The organism is Devosia sp. J2-20 (assembly GCF_055808475.1).
The window spans coordinates 580,197-594,680 of record NZ_CM147870.1; the positions used below are offsets into that span (position 1 = coordinate 580,197).

A 14,484-nucleotide genomic window follows, 5' to 3' on the forward strand; every position below is an offset into this window, starting at 1 on the left:
CATGAACATTCACGCAGATGACGGGACGCTGAGCATGGCGGAAGTGACGCCCAAAAAGGCGGTACGGGAAAGCCAGACGGCGCTGATGTGGCGCCGCTTCAAACGGCACAAGCTGGCGCTGGTCAGCCTGTGGGTGGTGATCGCCTTCTACCTGATTGCCATCTTCGCCGAGTTTCTGGCGCCCACCGATCCCTCGGCCTATAATCCGCGCTATACCTATGCGCCGCCACAGGGCATCAATTTCGTGGCCGTGCAGGAAGACGGCAGCTGGACCTTCGGGCCCTATGTCTATGGCTACAAGACCGAAATCGACCCGGTCGCGCTGCGCCGCACCTTTGTGATCGACGAGACCGAGCGGCTGCCAATCATGCTGTTTGCCGAGAGCAAACCGTATCTGCTGGCCGGCTTCATCCCGATGTCGACCAAGCTGTTCGGCGTGTCGGTGCCGCGGGCCCCACTTTATGTGCTGGGTGCGGACCGGCTGGGCCGTGACCTGTTGAGCCGGTTGATCCACGGGACGCGCATTTCGCTTTCCATCGGTCTGGCCGGTGTGACGATGAGCCTGTTCTTCGGCATCATCATTGGCGGGTTTGCCGGCTATTATGGCGGCTGGTTCGACAGTGCGGTGATGCGTGTGGTGGAGTTCATCCGCTCCATGCCGACCATTCCGCTCTGGCTGGGTCTGGCCGCTGCCATGCCCAAGGACTGGACGGCGCTGCAGACCTATTTCGCCATCACCATCATCCTGAGCCTGATCGGCTGGACCGAGCTGGCGCGGGTGGTGCGGGGGCGCTTCCTGAGCCTGCGCACCGAGGATTTCGTGACCGCGGCGCAGCTGGATGGGGCCAGCGACTGGCGCATCATCACCCGGCACATGGTGCCCAGTTTCACCAGCCACATCATTGCGGCAGCGACGCTGGCCATTCCGGGCATGATCCTGGCTGAAACCGCGCTGAGCTTTCTTGGGCTGGGGCTGCAGGCCCCGATCGTGAGCTGGGGGACGCTGCTGCAGGACGCGCAGAATATCCGCACGCTGGCGACCGCGCCGTGGCTGCTGACGCCGGGCATCTGCGTGGTCATCATCATTCTGGCAATGAACTTTTTCGGAGACGGTCTTCGTGATGCCGCTGATCCACATGGGCGATGAGATGATGATTATGCGTGCTGACGATACCACCACCCGCATTGCCTTCCCTTCGTGGGGAGGGACCAAGGGTGGGGGTTCTCCGACAATCACAGAGGCAAGGTCATGAACAAACCTCTTCTGAAAATCGACAATATGTCGATCGTGTTTTCCTCGCCCGACGAGGCCGATATCGAAGCCGTGCGGCAGGTCGATCTGAGCCTGACGCCGGGCAAGACCCTGGCGCTGGTGGGCGAAAGCGGCTGCGGCAAGTCGGTGACGGCGCGCGCCGTGCTGCGACTGCTCGACAAGAATGCCGATGTGCGCACCGGCAGTATCGTGTTCACCCCGGCGGGGGAGGACGCCACCGATATTGCCCGGCTCAAGCCGGACAGCCTGGCGATGCGGCGCATTCGCGGCAACCAGATCTCGATGATCTTTCAGGAGCCGATGAGTTCGCTATCGCCGGTGCATACGATTGGCGACCAGATTGACGAGATGATGACCATTCACGAGGGGCTGGGCGGCAAGGCGGCGCGCGAGCGTACCGTGGCGCTGCTCGACCAGGTCGGCGTGCCCGGCGCACGCGAGCGGGCCGATGCATATCCGTTTCAGCTGTCGGGCGGCTTGCGTCAGCGGGCGATGATCGCCATGGCGCTGGCGTGCACACCGCAATTGCTGATTGCCGATGAGCCGACCACAGCGCTGGACGTCACGACGCAGGCGCAAATTCTGGACCTGCTGCGCCAGCTGCAGGCCGATTTCGGCATGGCGATGCTGTTCATCACCCATGATCTGGGCGTGGTGGCGGAAATCGCCGACGAGGTGGCGGTGATGTATCTGGGCGATGTGGTGGAGCAGGGCAGCGTGTTCGACGTGTTCTCGGCGCCCAGGCACCCCTACACGCAGGCACTGATGAACTCGATCCCCAAGATGTCGCGCAAGGCGGACCGGGTGCGGTTGAACCCGATCAAGGGCACGGTGCCCGCACCCAAGGACCGGCCAACAGGCTGTGCCTTTACCAGCCGCTGCCCGCATGCGTTCGAGCCCTGCGCCAGCGTGCGTCCGGTGCGTACCGATGTGGGCAATGGGCATCATGCGCGGTGTCATCTGCTGACCCAGGCGCCGGTGGAGGCAATGGCATGAGTAGGCTGCTGAGTGTGGAGCATCTCTCCAAGCATTTTACCCTGAGTGGCGGGTTGATCGGCAAGGAACGCCGGCTCGATGCGCTGACCGATATCAATCTGACCGTGGAGGCCGGCGAGACGCTGGCCATTGTCGGCGAGAGCGGCTGTGGCAAGACCACGCTGGGGCGCTGCATCATTCAGGCGCAGCCGGTCAGCGAAGGCAAGGTCGTCTATCATCCCAAGAGCGGCGGCGATGTCGAGCTGACAGCGCTGACCAAGCGCGAGATCAAGCCATGGCGGCAAGACATCCGCATGATCTTTCAGGACCCGATGAGCTCGCTGAATCCCAATATGCGGGTGTTCGATATCGTGGCCGAGCCGCTGCGCATTCACAAGATCGCCAAGGGCAAGGCGCTGGAGGAGCTGGTGATCTCGACGCTGGAAAAGGTCGGGATCCCCGCTGAAGCAGCAGGGCGCTATCCGCATGCGTTTTCGGGCGGCCAGCGTCAGCGTATCGGTATTGCCCGGGCACTGGTGCTGGACCCCAAGCTGGTGATTGCCGATGAGGCGGTGTCGGCGCTGGACGTCTCGATCCAGGCGCAGGTGCTCAATCTGCTCGAGGACCTCAAGGCCGAATTCGGGCTGACCTATATCTTCATCAGCCATGATCTGGGGGTGGTGAACTACATCGCGGACCGGGTGGTGGTGATGTATCTGGGCCATGTGGTGGAGAATGCGCCCACCGAAATGCTGTTTGAGCGACCACGCCATCCCTATAGCGAATTGCTGCTTGAGGCGCTGCCGATTGCCGACCCGTTGCGGCGCAAGGGGCGCAGCGCCGAAGTGCGCGGGGAAATCCCCTATCTGGGCAATCGACCGGTTGGCTGCCCTTTCCACACACGCTGCAAATATGCCGAAGACCGCTGCCGGACCGAACGGCCGGCGCTGCGCCCGATCAACGGGACAGCCCAGGAAGCGGCCTGCCATTTTGCCGAGAAACTTGAATTGAGTGGCGCCTATGATGATGCGCCAGCGAGGACCTATGCCTAGATGACTTATGATCCTGTGAGCGCCAATCCTCTATCTGGCAATCCTCTGACGAGCCGCGATGATGTGGTTGGGGGGCTGCACGCCCTGTTTGACCCGCTGCTGCCTTATTTTTCCGAAGGCGGGGCGCGCGTGCGGCTTGATGGGGCCGCGGCGCATTTTGACCGCGCAGCGGCCGACCTCGAAGGGTTTGCCCGGCCGCTATGGGGGCTGACGCCGCTGGCGGCGGGCGGTGGCAGTTTTGAACACTGGGAGCTGTATCGGCGCGGACTGGCCAATGGCACAGACCCCGAGCATCCTGAATATTGGGGGGCGGTCAACTCGACCGACCAGCGCATGGTTGAGCTGGCCGCGATCGGCTTCACCATGCGGATGGTGCCCCAGCATGTCTGGGCGCCGCTGTCGCAAAAGGCCAAGGACAATCTGGCGGCCTATCTGCTGCATGCGCGCCAGTTCGACTATGCGGACAATAACTGGAAGTTCTTCCGCATTCTGGTCGATCTGGGGCTGGAGGAATGCGGCGTCGATTTCGACCGTTCGCTGACCGAGAAATATCTCGAGGAGCTGGACGGGTTCTATCTGGGCGAGGGCTGGTATCGCGACGGCAATGTGCGCCGCATAGACCACTACATTCCCTTCGCCATGCATTTTTACGGTCTGATCTACGCCAAGCTGGCGCGCGGCGACGAGAAGCGCGTTGCTGCCTATAAAGAGCGCGCAGTGGCGTTCGCGAAGGATATCCGCCACTGGTTTGACGAGGATGGTGGGACGCTGGCCTTCGGGCGCAGCCTGACCTATCGCTTTGCCTGTGGTGGCTTCTGGGGCGCGCTGGCGTTTGCTGACGTGGAGGCGCTGCCCTGGGGCGAAATCAAGGGCCAGTTCATGCGTCATCTGCGCTGGTGGGCAGACAAGCCAATTGCCCATGGCAATGGCGTGCTCTCGGTCGGCTATGGCTATCCCAACCTGTTCATGAGCGAGAGCTATAATTCGGCAGGCTCGCCCTATTGGGCGCTCAAGGCCTTTCTGCCGCTGGCGCTGGGGGCCGATCACCCGTTCTGGACCGCTGAGGAAACCCCGGCTGTCATCGACGAGACGCCCATTCCGCTCAGGCATCCCGGCATGGTGATGATGCATACCAAGGGCAATGTGGTGGCGCTGTCGAGCGGCCAGCAGAACTGGCAGATGCGCAATGGCACCGAAAAATACGCCAAGTTCGTCTATTCCAGCCGCTATGGCTTTTCGGTGGAGGTCGATGAGCGGGCCTATCATCAGGGCGCGTTTGACGGGGCGCTGGCGTTTTCCGATGACGGGCGGCACTACCGGGTGCGCGAGACCAATGAGGTGGCCCAGATTGCCGGTGACACGCTGTATGCACGCTGGAAACCCTGGAGCGATGTGAGCGTGGAGACGTGGCTGCTGCCGGCCAATCCGTGGCACATCAGGGTGCACCGGATCACCACGCCACGCGCGTTGCATGCGACCGAGGGCGGCTTTGCCATTGGGCGCGCCGATCTGAACGCCGATAGGCTGCGCGAAGAGGCTGGCCGGGCCGTTGCGCACAGCGCCACCGATCTCAGCGTCATCGTCGATCTGGCCGGGACGCGGGACGGGCGGACGCAGAAAGCCTATCCCAATACCAATCTGATCGTGTCGAAAACGCTGGTGCCGCAATTGCGCGGCGACATCGCGGCCGGCACGACGGTATTGGTGACCGCGGCCATGGCGATGCCCGCGGGCAGCGATGCCGAGGCGGCGCTGAACAAGCCCCCGGCGGCACCCGATCTGGCGGCGCTTGAGGCACTGTTTGCCCGCGAGGGCATTGATGTCAGCGCCATTCTGGTCCCGGAGCGGTTCTGATGGGTCCAAAAATTGCTTTTGCCATGGCGGCGGACAAGACCAAATTCGTGTTCGACGCGCAGGCGTTGGACCGGTTGGGCCGGAATTGCGAGATTGTGCGCCAGGCGCCGCTGAGCGAATTCAGCAGTGCCGAAGCCCGGGCCGTGCTGGCGCAGATTGATGTGCTGGTCACCGGCTGGGGCTGTCCGACGATTTCAGCCGATGTGCTCAAGGCGGCGCCCCGCCTGCAACTGATCGCGCATGCGGCCGGCACAGTGAAATACATGCTGGACCCGGCGGTCTATTCGGCCGGGATCACGGTGACCCATGCAGCCGACGCCAATGCGGTGCCCGTAGCCGAGTTCACCCTGGCCGCGATCATCTTTGCCAATAAGCGGATGTTTGAAATGCGCGACCGTTATCGGGCTGACCCGAGCCGGTCGAGCACCTATGCTCTGGCCGATGAACCCATCGGCAATTATCACCGCACGGTGGGGCTGGTCGGCGCTTCGCGCATTGGGCGCAAGGTGGCCAAATTCCTGCAGGGTTTCGATTTCACCGTGCTGGTCAGCGACCCGTTTGTGCAGGCCGATGACCCTCTTCTGGCGGGAGCCGAACTGGTCTCGCTCGAAACGCTGATGGCGCGCTCTGATGTGGTATCAATCCATGCGCCATCGCTGCCCACTACGCGGGCGATGATCGGTGCCAGCCAGCTCAAGCTGATGCGGGACGGGGCAGCGTTCATCAATACGGCACGCGGTGCGCTGGTGGATGAGGAGGCCCTGATTGCCGAACTGCAGACCGGACGGATCCATGCGGTGATCGATGTGACCGATCCCGAAATTCCCGATCCCAGTTCGCCCCTCTATACTCTACCCAATGTGTTTCTGACGCCGCATGTGGCGGGCGCAATCGGCACTGAACGGTTGCGGCTGGGCGAGCTGGTAGTCGACGAAATCGAACGCTTCATTGCTGGTACGCCGCTGGAATATGCCGTGGAGCCCGGTTTGCTGGAGCGGCTGGCATGACGAGCTCGCCCTCGGGCGAAGGCCCGCTCGCCCGGCATGATGCGGCGACCACTCCTGGTCAGGCAGAGGGGGAGCACGCGGCGCGGCTGCAATTTTTGACCTGGGACCGGACGCCAGAGGACATTGCAGCGCCTCAGCATCAGGCGCGTCTGGCGCGGCTGGAGCAGAGCGCGGGCGCCCGGTTTGCCGACACCGCTTATGTGGCAGCCGATGCGGCGATCTTTACCAGCCATCTGGTGGTCGGTGCGCAGTGCTGGATTGCCGGGCATGCCCTGGTACGCGGTGATGTGGAATTTGGCGCGCATTGCACGGTCAACAGCTATGCGATGATTTCGGGCAAGGTGCGCTGTGGCGACGGGGTGCGCATTGCCAGCCATGTCAGCATTGTCGGGTTCAATCACGGCTTTGATGATCCCAGCGTGCCGATCCACACCCAGGCGCATGAGAGCCTTGGCATCACCATTGGGGATGATGTGTGGATCGGGGCCAATGCGGTGGTGCTTGATGGGGTTGCGGTGGGCGCCGGCGCCGTGATCGCGGCAGGCGCCGTAGTAAGCAAGGACGTGCCGCCGCTGGCGATCGTGGGCGGGGTGCCCGCCAAGCTGGTGCGCTATCGCGGACAGTCCGCCAAGGGCGACGCAGAGGCGAGCCTGGCCCGGCTGGGCGCGGTGGCAGGCCAGCAGTGGCCCGAGATCCTGACACGCCACCGGCAGGACGGAACTTATGTTTCGATCGAGGCCGATGGACAGGCGCGCGCCAGCGCGCGGCATCGCAATGATGCCATCGAGATTGCGGCGGGCTTTGGGGCCTTGCCCGAGGGGCTCGATGCAGCGGCCACACTGGCTGAACTGCAGGCGATGCAGGACCCCCAGACAGGGCTGTTTCCAGACCCGCATCGGCTCATCGCGGCCGGACAGGCCATGCGCGATGATGGGCTGGCGCTCTATAATGTGCTCTCGGTTGGCTATGCGATCGAGGTGCTGGGCGGGCAGCCGAAGCATCCGGTTGCGGCAGTTGAACTGGGTGCGCCCGAGCTGTGCGATTGGCTGGAGGGTCTGAGCTGGCGGGAGCGGGCCTGGGGCGCAGGCGCAGCGGTGGATGCGATCGGCACAGCGCTCTATTTCAACGCGCGCTATTTCACCAGCGGGCGGGCGCGCGAAACGCTGTTTGGCTGGCTGGCGCTGCATCAGGATCGTGGCACAGGATTGTGGGGGTCTCCGACCGCGGACGAAGGGCTGCTGCAGCCGGTCAACGGGTTCTATCGCCTGACACGGGGCACATATGCCCAGTTTGGCGTGCCGGTGCCCGGTGTCGAAAAGGCCATCGACAGCGTGCTGCACAATCATCGCCAATATGGCGGGTTTGCCGGGCCGACCTATACGGCGTGCAATCTGCTCGACACCATTCATCCGCTCTGGCTATGCCTGCAGCAGACCGACCACCGCCGGGCCGAAGCCGAGGCGATTGCGCGGGCGGTGATCGGCCGGGCCGAGCAGCGCTGGATCAGCGGGCAGGGCTTTGGATTTGCCGATGGGCAGACCGCGAGCCTGCAGGGCACCGAAATGTGGCTCAGCGTGGTCCATCTGGCCGCGGCGCTGCTGGGGATTGAAGACGCGTTCGCGTTTGTGCCCAAGGGCGTCCATCGGACGCGGGCCGTGGGGCTGGGGTTGTAGCGATCAGCGGGCCTTGCGCCACAGGAACAAAAGCCCCCACCCTTGATCCCTCCCCACAAGGGGGAGGGAGACGATGGAGCCGACAGCCTGGCGGTTGGTCAGGCCGGAGCAGACGGAAAGAGAATGAGCATGGCAGGTAAATCGGCACTGGTGGTGTGGGGCGGCATGGAATTGCATACGCCCGAGCGGGGGGCAACGGTGGTGCGCGACCTGCTCGAAGCCGAGGGTTTCGCGGTCACCGTGACGCCCGACTACGAAGCGCTGGGCGCGGCGGATGTCGGGCGGTTTGATCTGGTGGTCCCGGTGATTACCGATGGGCAATTGGCGCCGGAGAAAATGGCCAATCTGATCGCGGCCGTGCGGGCGGGGACGGGGCTGGCGGGCTATCACATGGGGCTGGCGACGAGCTTTCGGTCCAGCGTGCCGTTCCGCTATGCAGCCAGCTGCTACTGGGTGCAGCATCCGGGCAATATCATCACCTACACGGTGGATGTGTGCCAGAGCGATCACCCGATCATGGCGGGGATCGGGAGCTTTGAGCATACCTCCGAGCAGTATTATCTGAACTACGACCCGGCGGTTGATGTGCTGGCGACGACGGTGTTTTCCGGCGAATTCCATTCCTGGCGCAAGGATGTGGTGATGCCGGTGGTGTTCACCACCATGCATGATCAGGGGCGGGTGTTTTATTCCTCGCTGGGCCACACGGCGGATGAACTGGCGGGCGGGCCTGTGCGCGAAATCCTGCGACGCGGGCTGCTGTGGGCGGCGCGCTAGGGTTGGGCATTCCCGTTCCTGGCCTGGTGGGTTAACCCCTTTGGGTGGATACCCCCTCCTAGCCTCCCCCAGACAGGGGGAGGAAACGGTTCGGTGCCTAGTGGTGCTATTGCTGCTGTTGTTGGGCCTGGCGTTTGAGCACCTCTGACTCGGGCAGGGCGTTGGCGTAGCCGAGTTCGCGGTTGGCGCGGGACCAGAAGGCAGGGTGGACGCTGTCCAGCAGGGCCGGGTCAGTCGCGGACAGGCCAAGGGCGCGGCGCTGGTCGGGGGCGAGATAAAGCACGACATTCTGGCGGTACCAGGCCGGGATGGCCTCGTCGGCCCAGATGGCAGGGCGGATGACGTCGTGGGCGGTATAGCCGTGGGTGGCGAAGTGGCCGGCCCACCAGCTGTGCCATTGTTCATTGAGATGACCGACGCCGCCCTGGCCGGGAATAGCGGCGCTGAACAGGATGGCCGGGGCCAGCGCGACCAGATCGGCGATGAAGCCGGGGGCGCGGCCGGGTGAGAGGTGCTCGGCCACTTCGAGCGAGATGGCAAGATCGACGCGCGGGGCGGCAAAGCCCTGTTCGAGATTGTGCGCCGTGAAGGCGATACGGGGATCATCAAGCATGTCGGGGGTCACCCAATCGCCTTCGAGGCCCATGGCGGTGTCTGCCCCCGCCGCCAGCGCTGCAGCCAGCCAGGTGCCGGTGCCACAACCGATATCGGCCACCGACGTTTGGGGCAGGGCGGCGGGCAGGGCAGCCAGCACCTGCCGGGCCGCATAGGCGGTGTGGGCGCGGCGGTTCTGATAGAAATCAGCGGGATAGAGCGAGGCGGTCATGGTGGCCCGATCGGTTGGAGGCGAGCAGCCTAAAGCGAGTACGCGGCGGGGACCAGACAGGATCATTTGTGCTGGAACCTGCGGAGGCGATCAACGTTCTCAAGCCAGCGTCGCAACACCATGCAATGGAGACAAGCACAATGGCTTCCGAAAAGACCCTCAATGACCTGTTTCTCGATACGCTCAAGGACATTTATTACGCTGAGCGGCAGATCGTGAAGACCCTGCCGAAAATGGCCAAGGCTGCCAATTCCGAGGCGCTCAAGGCCGGGTTCGAAAAGCACCTCGAAGAGACCCATGGCCATGTGGAGCGGCTCGAGCAGATCTTTGAGCTGCTGGGCAAGGCACCGCGCGGCAAGACCTGTGACGCCATCCTGGGCATTATCGAGGAAGGCAAGGAGATCATGGACGAGTTCAAGGGCACGGTGGCGCTTGATGCCGGTCTGGTTTCGGCGGCCCAGGCTGTCGAGCACTATGAGATTGCCCGCTATGGCACGCTGAAGACCTGGGCCACCCAGCTGGGCATGAAAGATGCCGCCAAGCTGCTCGACGCCACGCTGCAGGAAGAACTGGCTACCGATCTGTCGCTGAGCGAACTGGCGACCAGCGAGGCCAACCAGAAGGCGGCCTGAGGATAGTGCAGGCGCAGGTTTTGCCCTGCGCCTGATCGGGTCGGTTCACGCGCATGCACAAAAACTCCGAGATCGCCGAGGCCATTCGGCTGACCGCGTATTTTCTGTGGGAGCAGGATGGCTGCCCGCCCGGGCGGGCGTTTGAATACTGGCTGCGCGCCAAGGCACAACATCAGCGCCAGCTCGATTATGATCGCTGGCTGGCGCAGGGTGCGCCCGATGATGACGTCGACCGATCCGATCAGACATGAAAACGGGCCCCGCGGGGCCCGTTCTTGCAGGTCGTGATCGGCGCGGGCCTTAGTCCTTGGCGCGCTCGACGTATGAATTATCCTCGGTGAGGATAACGATGCGGGTGCCGGCGCCGATATGGGGCGGGACCATGCACTTCAGGCCATTGGTGAGCACGGCTGGCTTATAGGACGAGGACGCCGTCTGGCCCTTGACCACAGGTTCGGTCTCGGCGATCTCGACGGTCACGCGCTGTGGCAGTTCCATCGACAGGGCGTTGCCCTCAAAGGTCTTGAGGTGAACCTTCATGCCATCGGTGAGATAGGCGGCCTGATCGCCAATCACGTCGTTATGCACGGTGATCTGTTCGAAGCTGACAGGCTCCATGAAGTGATGGCCTTCGCCATCGGAATACAGATAGTCGTATTCGCGGTCATCGACGTCGGCCTTTTCGACCATTTCGACGGTGCGCCAGCGACCGACAACCTTCACGCCATCAGAGATGCGGCGCATGTTAACGTTGGTGATGGAATTGCCCTTGCCGGGGTGGACATTTTCCTGCGTCAGGATGACGTGCAGATTGCCGTCCTGCTCGACGACATTGCCCTTGCGCAGCGAAGAGGCGATGACCTTGACCATTATTCTTCCTTGTTCGTAACGGGAGCGCGTCGTAGAGGCTGAGGCCATCTGCGCGCGAAAAGCTGTTTTGTCGTGCGCCAACTACCCTATCTCGGCGCAAATCTCCAGCCTTGGTGTCATAAAGGTCCCATGAGCCACAGCAAATCATTGCAAGCCTCAGCCTGGTGGACACCATCGGTCCATGCCGACCGGCGGCCAATCCTGATGGCGCGCAACCGGATCGAGGCGGCGGTGCGGGGCTATCTGGCAGGCGCTGATTTTGTGCTGGTTGATCCGCCCGGTCTGCAGCGCTCGCCGGGCAATGAGACCCATCTGCATGCCTTTGGCACGCAGATGATCGGCAATGACGGGGTGGGGGAGCCGATGTATCTGCACACCTCGCCCGAGTTCACCATGAAAAAGCTGCTGGCGGCGGGCGAAACCCGCATCGCCAGCCTGGGGCATGTGTGGCGCAATCGCGAGCGCAGCGCGCTGCACCATCCCGAATTCACCATGCTGGAATGGTATCGGGCGGGCGAAGCCTATGACGCGATCATTGCCGATTGCGTGGCGCTGCTGCGGCTGGCGGCCCAGACCACCGGGGTCGCGATGCTGCGTTACAAGAGCTTTGAGTGCGATCCGTTCGCCGAGCCGGAGCGGCTGAGCATGGTGGATGCCTTTGCGCGCTATGCCGGGATTGATCTGTTTGCCAGCATGGACGCGGACGGGGTGACCGATGGTGACGTGCTGGCGCAGCAAATGCTGGAATTGGGCATGGCGGTGCCAATCGATCGTAGCTGGAGCTATCTGTTCAGCCTGATCCTGACCGACAAGGTCGAGCCGCAACTGGGGATGGGGCGGATCACCGTGCTGGACCGCTATCCAGCGGCGGAAGCGGCATTGGCGCGGCGCGCAAGCGATGATCGGCGGGTGAGCGAGCGGTTCGAGCTTTATGCCTGTGGCGTGGAACTGGCCAACGGGTTTGACGAGTTGACCGATGCGGATGAGCAGCGGACGCGCTTTATCGCTGAAATGGCCGAGAAGGAGCGCATCTATGGCGAGCGCTATCCGATCGATGAGGATTTTCTGGCAGCTTTGGCATTGATGCCGGAGGCCAGCGGGGTGGCGCTGGGGTTTGACCGGCTGGTGATGCTGGCCACGGCGGCGCCCCGGATCGAGGCGGTGCTGTGGGCGCCGGTGGCTCAATGAGCGCTCTGACTTTTTTCGCCCCGGTTTTTCAGTCGACACCCTCCCCCATCGAGGGGAAGGCGCTGTCCAGTGAATGGGCGGGATCTTGTCCATGAAGACAGTAAAGGACCTGGTGCAGGCCGGGCTGGTGAATGATGGCGCCGGGCTGGAGGCGGTTGCGCAAAAGTATGCGGTGGGGATTACCCCGGCCGTCGTGGCGCTGATTGACCGTGATGATCCCAATGATCCGATGGCGCGACAGTTCGTGCCCAGTGCCGCAGAGCTGGTGCAGACGCCGGATGAGCGCGTCGATCCAATTGGCGATCTGACCCATTCGCCGGTCGAGGGCATTGTGCATCGCTATCCCGATCGGGTGCTCCTCAAGGCCGTGCATGTGTGTCCGGTCTATTGCCGGTTCTGCTTCCGGCGCGAAATGGTGGGACCGCAGGGGCTGGGGACGCTCACACCGGGCCAGATGGATGCGGCGGTGGATTATATCGCCAGCCATAGCGAAATCTGGGAAGTGATCCTGACCGGCGGTGATCCGCTGGTGCTGTCGCCGCGCCGTCTGCGCGACATGATGGTCCGCCTGGCGGGTATCGAACACATCAAGATCGTGCGGTTTCATACCCGCGTGCCGGTGGTGGAACCCGAGCGGGTGGATGCGGCGATGATCGACGCGCTGACCGCGAGCGGGAAGACAACCTATCTGGCGGTGCATGCCAATCACCCCCGCGAGTTCACGCCGGAGGCCCGCGCAGCGATGGCGCGCATGCATGCGGGCGGGCTGGCGCTGATCAGCCAGTCGGTGCTGCTCAAGGGGGTCAATGACGACCTCGAAACGCTGGCCGCGCTGATGCAGGGTTTCGTGGAGAACCGGGTGCAGCCCTATTATCTGCACCATCCCGATCTGGCGCCGGGCACCAGCCATTTCCGGGTGAGTATTGCGGATGGGCAGGCGCTGGTCGCGGGCTTGCGCGGGCGGATTTCGGGGCTGTGTCAGCCAACCTATGTGCTCGATATTCCGGGCGGCCACGGCAAGGCCGATATCCGGACCGCTGCCATTTCGGGCGGCGATGGCTGCTTTACCGTGCGCGACTGGCAGGGCGGCGAGCACGCCTATCCGCCCAAATAAAGGGGCCCCGCGAGGCCCCTTCAATATTGTGTGCAGTGGCGCTGAAAGGCGCCCCTAGTTGACGACCTGCGGGTCGACATCGGCGCTGTAGTCGACGCCACCAATGGCAAAGCCGAACAGCTTGAGGAATTCCTCGCGGTGCTTGGGCAGGTCGGCCAGATCGGGCAGCGTCTCGGTGGTGAGTAGCGCCCAGCGCTTTTTCAGCTCGGTCTGGACGGTGTCGGAGAGCTCCCAGTCATCGACGCGGACGCGGCTTTCGTCGTCCAGCGCGATGTCGCCCTGCAGCTTTTCGCGGAACAGGCGGTCGATCTGCTCGATGGTGCCTTCGCCAAGGCCCATTTCGTCCATCACCTTGATCAGCAACGTACCATAGAGCGGCACCACGGGAATGGCCGAGCTGGCCTGGGTAACGACGGCCTTGAGCGCCACGACATGGGCGGCGTGTTCACCGTGGGCGGCGCGGATGGCGGCGGCGGCGCGATCAAGATCGGCCTTGGCGCGGCCCAGCGTGCCCTTGTGGTAGATCGGCCAGGTCAGCTCGCTGCCCAGATAGGTGTAGTTGAGCGACTGGAAACCATCGGCCAGAACGCCAGCTTCGGAAAGTGCCTTGATCCAGAGTTCCCAATCTTCGCCGCCCATCACCTTGACGGTGGCCTGAGCTTCTTCCTCGGTGGCGGGCTCGACGGTGATCTCGGAGACTTCGCCGGTCGAGGTGTTCAGCGTCTTGGAGGTCACCTGGCTACCGTAAGGCTTGATGGCCGAGCGATAGGTGACGCCGTCTGTGGGGTCGGTGCGGACCGGGGAGGCGACCGAATAGACGATCATGTCGACCTGGCCGAGATTGGCGCGGATGGCCTCAACGGTTTCGGCCTTGATGGCGTCCGAGAAGGCATCGCCTTCAATGGTCACGGCCTTGCGACCAGCGGCCTTGGCGCGGTTTTCAAAGGCCCGGTTATTGTACCAGCCAGCCGAGGCAGGCTTGGTTTCGCCGGGGGCGCGCTCAAAGGAGACGCCAACGGTATCGGCGTCGCTGCCGAAGGTGTTGACGATGCGCGAGGCCAGGCCATAACCGGTGGAGCAGCCCAGCACGAGCACGCGCTTGCGAGCCGAAGGGATGGGGCCCTTGACCACAACATGATCGATCTGGCGCTGCACATTGGTGGCGCAGCCAGTGGGATGGGCGGTGGTGCAGATAAAGCCGCGAATCTTGGGCTCGATGATCATGGGGATGTCTCCTAGATTT

At 63.4% G+C, this 14,484-nt stretch carries 14 protein-coding genes; 11 read left to right on the plus strand and 3 right to left on the minus strand.

Features of this window, described 5'->3' with window-relative positions:
• Nucleotide 1 precedes the first annotated feature (1 nt).
• The 7 genes from AC0L37_RS02855 (at nt 2) to AC0L37_RS02885 (ending at nt 8,611) form a co-directional block, all read left to right on the plus strand.
• Nucleotides 2-1,147 carry an ABC transporter permease gene (locus tag AC0L37_RS02855; protein WP_282222058.1) on the plus strand — a complete coding sequence of 382 codons (1,146 nt, stop codon included), beginning with the start codon at nt 2-4 and terminating at the stop codon, nt 1,145-1,147.
• A gap of 102 nt (nt 1,148-1,249) precedes the next feature.
• Nucleotides 1,250-2,269: an ABC transporter ATP-binding protein gene (locus AC0L37_RS02860; RefSeq protein WP_269370320.1), complete on the plus strand. Its 1,020-nt coding sequence runs from the start codon at nt 1,250-1,252 to the stop codon at nt 2,267-2,269.
• Nucleotides 2,266-3,300, plus strand: coding sequence for an ABC transporter ATP-binding protein (locus AC0L37_RS02865; RefSeq protein WP_269370322.1), 1,035 nt, complete (start codon nt 2,266-2,268; stop codon nt 3,298-3,300). Before AC0L37_RS02860 ends, AC0L37_RS02865 begins: the two co-directional genes overlap by 4 nt.
• Entirely contained in the window at nt 3,301-5,154 is a 1,854-nt protein-coding gene (locus tag AC0L37_RS02870; protein WP_282222057.1) for a DUF2264 domain-containing protein, read from the plus strand.
• Nucleotides 5,151-6,161 (plus strand): hydroxyacid dehydrogenase, encoded by a 1,011-nt coding sequence (locus AC0L37_RS02875; RefSeq protein ID WP_282223031.1) that lies wholly within the window; start codon nt 5,151-5,153, stop codon nt 6,159-6,161. The genes AC0L37_RS02870 and AC0L37_RS02875 overlap by 4 nt, the downstream gene beginning before the upstream one ends.
• Complete coding sequence (locus tag AC0L37_RS02880; protein WP_282222056.1) at nt 6,158-7,834, plus strand: acyltransferase; 1,677 nt, start codon at nt 6,158-6,160, stop codon at nt 7,832-7,834. Before AC0L37_RS02875 ends, AC0L37_RS02880 begins: the two co-directional genes overlap by 4 nt.
• Before the next feature lie 123 nt (nt 7,835-7,957).
• The gene (locus tag AC0L37_RS02885; RefSeq protein WP_282222055.1) at nt 7,958-8,611 is read left to right on the plus strand and encodes a ThuA domain-containing protein; all 654 of its coding nucleotides are present in this window, start codon (nt 7,958-7,960) and stop codon (nt 8,609-8,611) included.
• Between the two features lie 106 nt (nt 8,612-8,717).
• Here the strand turns inward: AC0L37_RS02885 and AC0L37_RS02890 are convergent, their stop codons facing one another.
• On the minus strand, nt 8,718-9,437 hold the full coding sequence (locus tag AC0L37_RS02890; RefSeq protein ID WP_282222054.1) for a hypothetical protein: 720 nt from the start codon (nt 9,435-9,437) through the stop codon (nt 8,718-8,720).
• A 140-nt stretch (nt 9,438-9,577) separates the two neighbouring features.
• Between AC0L37_RS02890 and AC0L37_RS02895 the strand changes: the two genes are divergently transcribed.
• Together AC0L37_RS02895 and AC0L37_RS02900 are read left to right on the plus strand one after the other, a co-directional pair.
• Entirely contained in the window at nt 9,578-10,069 is a 492-nt protein-coding gene (locus AC0L37_RS02895; RefSeq protein WP_212656951.1) for a YciE/YciF ferroxidase family protein, read from the plus strand.
• 53 nt (nt 10,070-10,122) lie between these two features.
• Nucleotides 10,123-10,320 (plus strand): DUF2934 domain-containing protein, encoded by a 198-nt coding sequence (locus tag AC0L37_RS02900; RefSeq protein WP_212656952.1) that lies wholly within the window; start codon nt 10,123-10,125, stop codon nt 10,318-10,320.
• Nucleotides 10,321-10,369: 49 nt separating this feature from the next.
• Here AC0L37_RS02900 and efp read toward each other — a convergent pair whose 3' ends face one another.
• A complete protein-coding gene (efp, locus tag AC0L37_RS02905; RefSeq protein ID WP_212656953.1) occupies nt 10,370-10,939 on the minus strand; it encodes an elongation factor P in 570 nt (189 codons plus the stop codon).
• A gap of 129 nt (nt 10,940-11,068) precedes the next feature.
• Here efp and epmA point away from each other — a divergent pair, with 129 nt between their 5' ends.
• The gene (gene epmA / locus AC0L37_RS02910; RefSeq protein WP_282222053.1) at nt 11,069-12,127 is read left to right on the plus strand and encodes an EF-P lysine aminoacylase EpmA; all 1,059 of its coding nucleotides are present in this window, start codon (nt 11,069-11,071) and stop codon (nt 12,125-12,127) included.
• A 91-nt stretch (nt 12,128-12,218) separates the two neighbouring features.
• Entirely contained in the window at nt 12,219-13,241 is a 1,023-nt protein-coding gene (locus tag AC0L37_RS02915) for a lysine-2,3-aminomutase-like protein (protein WP_282222052.1), read from the plus strand.
• A gap of 54 nt (nt 13,242-13,295) precedes the next feature.
• Here the strand turns inward: AC0L37_RS02915 and fabV are convergent, their stop codons facing one another.
• Nucleotides 13,296-14,465, minus strand: a complete 1,170-nt coding sequence (gene fabV / locus AC0L37_RS02920) for an enoyl-ACP reductase FabV (protein WP_212656956.1) — start codon at nt 14,463-14,465, stop codon at nt 13,296-13,298.
• Nucleotides 14,466-14,484: the final 19 nt, after the last annotated feature.

Bases quoted from the DNA above. Each gene is read 5' to 3' on its own strand.
- AC0L37_RS02855 (WP_282222058.1), top strand. From the start codon at position 2: ATGAACATTCACGCAGATGACGGGACGCTGAGCATGGCGGAAGTGACG.
- AC0L37_RS02860 (WP_269370320.1), top strand. From the start codon at position 1,250: ATGAACAAACCTCTTCTGAAAATCGACAATATGTCGATCGTGTTTTCC.
- AC0L37_RS02865 (WP_269370322.1), top strand. From the start codon at position 2,266: ATGAGTAGGCTGCTGAGTGTGGAGCATCTCTCCAAGCATTTTACCCTG.
- AC0L37_RS02870 (WP_282222057.1), top strand. From the start codon at position 3,301: ATGACTTATGATCCTGTGAGCGCCAATCCTCTATCTGGCAATCCTCTG.
- AC0L37_RS02880 (WP_282222056.1), top strand. From the start codon at position 6,158: ATGACGAGCTCGCCCTCGGGCGAAGGCCCGCTCGCCCGGCATGATGCG.
- AC0L37_RS02885 (WP_282222055.1), top strand. From the start codon at position 7,958: ATGAGCATGGCAGGTAAATCGGCACTGGTGGTGTGGGGCGGCATGGAA.
- AC0L37_RS02890 (WP_282222054.1), bottom strand. From the start codon at position 9,437: ATGACCGCCTCGCTCTATCCCGCTGATTTCTATCAGAACCGCCGCGCC.
- AC0L37_RS02895 (WP_212656951.1), top strand. From the start codon at position 9,578: ATGGCTTCCGAAAAGACCCTCAATGACCTGTTTCTCGATACGCTCAAG.
- AC0L37_RS02900 (WP_212656952.1), top strand. From the start codon at position 10,123: ATGCACAAAAACTCCGAGATCGCCGAGGCCATTCGGCTGACCGCGTAT.
- efp (WP_212656953.1), bottom strand. From the start codon at position 10,939: ATGGTCAAGGTCATCGCCTCTTCGCTGCGCAAGGGCAATGTCGTCGAG.
- epmA (WP_282222053.1), top strand. From the start codon at position 11,069: ATGAGCCACAGCAAATCATTGCAAGCCTCAGCCTGGTGGACACCATCG.
- AC0L37_RS02915 (WP_282222052.1), top strand. From the start codon at position 12,219: ATGAAGACAGTAAAGGACCTGGTGCAGGCCGGGCTGGTGAATGATGGC.
- fabV (WP_212656956.1), bottom strand. From the start codon at position 14,465: ATGATCATCGAGCCCAAGATTCGCGGCTTTATCTGCACCACCGCCCAT.